The 3,487-nt window shown below is 49.7% G+C and carries 2 protein-coding genes, 1 rRNA gene and 1 pseudogene; 1 reads left to right on the top strand and 3 read right to left on the bottom strand.

Annotated elements, in window-relative coordinates:
- The 3 genes and pseudogenes from ACMHXH_RS13885 to ACMHXH_RS13895 form a co-directional block, all read right to left on the bottom strand.
- Positions 1-259 (bottom strand): hypothetical protein (locus tag ACMHXH_RS13885; RefSeq protein ID WP_413738183.1); only part of this gene is annotated, 259 nt, incomplete at its 3' end.
- A gap of 187 nt (positions 260-446) precedes the next feature.
- Positions 447-866: pseudogene (locus ACMHXH_RS13890) on the bottom strand (transposase); the annotation flags it as partial.
- Positions 867-879: 13 nt separating this feature from the next.
- Entirely contained in the window at positions 880-1,086 is a 207-nt protein-coding gene (locus ACMHXH_RS13895) for a helix-turn-helix domain-containing protein (protein WP_071477231.1), read from the bottom strand.
- Positions 1,087-1,924: 838 nt separating this feature from the next.
- Between ACMHXH_RS13895 and ACMHXH_RS13900 the strand changes: the two genes are divergently transcribed.
- A 16S ribosomal RNA gene (locus tag ACMHXH_RS13900) occupies positions 1,925-3,469 on the top strand.
- The last annotated feature ends 18 nt before the right edge of the window (positions 3,470-3,487 follow it).

A 3,487-nucleotide genomic window follows, 5' to 3' on the forward strand; every position in this document is an offset into this window, starting at 1 on the left:
AAAATCCCCAGCACTCTGTGTTGGGGATTTTTCGTTTTAATAGCATTTTGATATGTCCACTCTCACATGGGGAAGATAAAGAGTCCGAACGCAGTGAGGCACAATCCCATGTGGGTAGGGTGAGGTTGTCGTGTTTATCAAACTCAGTTTGATGCGACAAACGAACGCGCAGAGCTTGCTCGAAGCTGGCCATCGCCAGACGCCCAATTTTATTTTCACTTTTTTGTTTGTCTCGCTTCCAGCGAGCACGACTTAACATGCAGCCCAAAGCGGCTGGCGCAGTGTGTGCCCCTCAGCTCGCAGCCAAGCTGCTTCGCGCTACAGCCATCTATCAAGCTGTGCTTGATGAGCAGATGTCTTTCGCCCCCATGTGAGATGGTGCTGTGGATATGTTGAGAATGGCTCGACTGGTTTATCTGGTCAGATTTATCCAGTCCCTGATCTATCCAGCCCCTGGAGCACAGAGATTTCACCCGACCAGTATTCTCAATGAAGGTATTCCAGGCTCGGGATACTTGCTCAACAATTTGCTCGTAGCAATCGAATACTCGGTTGGAAAGACAGTGTTGTCTGAGCCATTACCAAACTTGCTCCATCGGGTTCAGCTCTGGGGAATAAGTGGGCAACTTAATCAAAGTGAGTCAAGGTGAAGCATCATGGCATCTTTGTTGACCAAGGGCGTAATCAATGCTTCCGTTTTACCGTTACTTGGGCAGACTGCCCCAAACAGATACCCATAATCAAACTGCTGCTGTTTGACGGCACGGGGACGGCTACTCCGTTTTGCCCAAAGTCTTGTCGTTTTGGCCAAATCTGGCTTCGTCTTGGAACCACACATCCACACGCTCAAGTGGAAGATGACCCGGGATGAGACTGAAATCAAGCGCATGGAGTAAACGGTACACCATCCTGCTTGATGGCATTTTTCTCGATAAACTTTTTAATTTGCTCTAATTGATGAGAGAGTTGATTGGGTTGTCCGGGTTTAGGTTTATCAAGCAAACCATTGAGCCCATCAGCCAGGTAATTTGCGACCCAAGTATTAACACTAGTTCGACTCGCACCCAGCAGGGCTGTTAAGGACATAGTTGTCCGTGCGTATTCTTGATAAATGCAGCGGCCGCAACTGAGCTAATGAAGAGTGGTAGGTATTAATCGTTTATCTATAGCTATTCACTAATGCTCTAAGTTGCCCCAGACTAAAAATATAGCTATGTGATTGCTAAGTTAGTTGGCGCAGTTATTTTATCATCGGCATGTATGAAGATGCCGGGTACTCAAAGTCGCTGAGCCGTGCAGCTAAACTTGGGGATTCTTGTTTCTAGGCTATTAATTTAGGCACAACCCTGTACGGGATGAGAAAACATTTCAGCAATTATGCTGAATCTCAATTATTTCTGACTGGTTTCATGGCTAATGAGGTGTATTACATGGGATGAATCTTTCTCCTGAGTCTGACTAGCAGAATTGCTTATACAACTCAGTTTGTGGATAAGTCTGTGGTTAATGGGTAGGTAAGCTGTGTGGTTGAGCGGGGTTTCTACAGTCAGTCAATAAAGTGGTTTTTTCTTTTAAAAAGCCCTTGCACAAAAGTTCAGGCTCCCTATAATGCGCTCCCACTGACACGGCACAGCGGCAACGCGAAAGACGTGACAGGGTCGAAGAAAAGAGGCTCTTGAGTCCTTTCAACGACAGGCGAAAAAAGATGGTAAATACCTCTTGACGCCGCAGCAGGAAAGCGTAGAATACGCAGCCCTGACCCGATGGCCACAGCGTCTAAGGGATTGCTCTTTAACAAGATAAACAAGCAAATCTGTGTGGACACTCACAGGCATTGAGAAATCGACAAAACGATTTAACTCGATGAAGAGTGTTCATACGAACAGAATTCATTGAGTCGATTCTTCGGAATCAACCAAAACTTTAATTGAAGAGTTTGATCATGGCTCAGATTGAACGCTGGCGGCAGGCCTAACACATGCAAGTCGAGCGGTAACATTTCAAAAGCTTGCTTTTGAAGATGACGAGCGGCGGACGGGTGAGTAATGCCTGGGAATTTGCCCATTTGTGGGGGATAACAGTTGGAAACGACTGCTAATACCGCATACGCCCTACGGGGGAAAGCAGGGGACCTTCGGGCCTTGCGCTGATGGATAAGCCCAGGTGGGATTAGCTAGTAGGTGAGGTAATGGCTCACCTAGGCAACGATCCCTAGCTGGTCTGAGAGGATGATCAGCCACACTGGGACTGAGACACGGCCCAGACTCCTACGGGAGGCAGCAGTGGGGAATATTGCACAATGGGGGAAACCCTGATGCAGCCATGCCGCGTGTGTGAAGAAGGCCTTCGGGTTGTAAAGCACTTTCAGCGAGGAGGAAAGGGTGTAAGTTAATACCTTACATCTGTGACGTTACTCGCAGAAGAAGCACCGGCTAACTCCGTGCCAGCAGCCGCGGTAATACGGAGGGTGCGAGCGTTAATCGGAATTACTGGGCGTAAAGCGTGCGCAGGCGGTTTGTTAAGCGAGATGTGAAAGCCCCGGGCTCAACCTGGGAACCGCATTTCGAACTGGCAAACTAGAGTCTTGTAGAGGGGGGTAGAATTCCAGGTGTAGCGGTGAAATGCGTAGAGATCTGGAGGAATACCGGTGGCGAAGGCGGCCCCCTGGACAAAGACTGACGCTCAGGCACGAAAGCGTGGGGAGCAAACAGGATTAGATACCCTGGTAGTCCACGCCGTAAACGATGTCTACTCGGAGTTTGGTGTCTTGAACACTGGGCTCTCAAGCTAACGCATTAAGTAGACCGCCTGGGGAGTACGGCCGCAAGGTTAAAACTCAAATGAATTGACGGGGGCCCGCACAAGCGGTGGAGCATGTGGTTTAATTCGATGCAACGCGAAGAACCTTACCTACTCTTGACATCCAGAGAACTTTCCAGAGATGGATTGGTGCCTTCGGGAACTCTGAGACAGGTGCTGCATGGCTGTCGTCAGCTCGTGTTGTGAAATGTTGGGTTAAGTCCCGCAACGAGCGCAACCCCTATCCTTACTTGCCAGCGGGTAATGCCGGGAACTTTAGGGAGACTGCCGGTGATAAACCGGAGGAAGGTGGGGACGACGTCAAGTCATCATGGCCCTTACGAGTAGGGCTACACACGTGCTACAATGGTCGGTACAGAGGGTTGCGAAGCCGCGAGGTGGAGCTAATCTCATAAAGCCGGTCGTAGTCCGGATTGGAGTCTGCAACTCGACTCCATGAAGTCGGAATCGCTAGTAATCGTGGATCAGAATGCCACGGTGAATACGTTCCCGGGCCTTGTACACACCGCCCGTCACACCATGGGAGTGGGCTGCACCAGAAGTAGATAGCTTAACCTTCGGGAGGGCGTTTACCACGGTGTGGTTCATGACTGGGGTGAAGTCGTAACAAGGTAGCCCTAGGGGAACCTGGGGCTGGATCACCTCCTTACCTAAGCGATAATTGGTG

Origin of the sequence: Shewanella sp. BJSY2023SW001 (genome assembly GCF_047314685.1) — a bacterium.
GTDB lineage: Bacteria > Pseudomonadota > Gammaproteobacteria > Enterobacterales > Shewanellaceae > Shewanella > Shewanella indica.

Excerpts from the sequence above, each read along its gene's own strand:
- ACMHXH_RS13895 (WP_071477231.1), bottom strand. The coding sequence starts at position 1,086 with ATGTCCTTAACAGCCCTGCTGGGTGCGAGTCGAACTAGTGTTAATACT.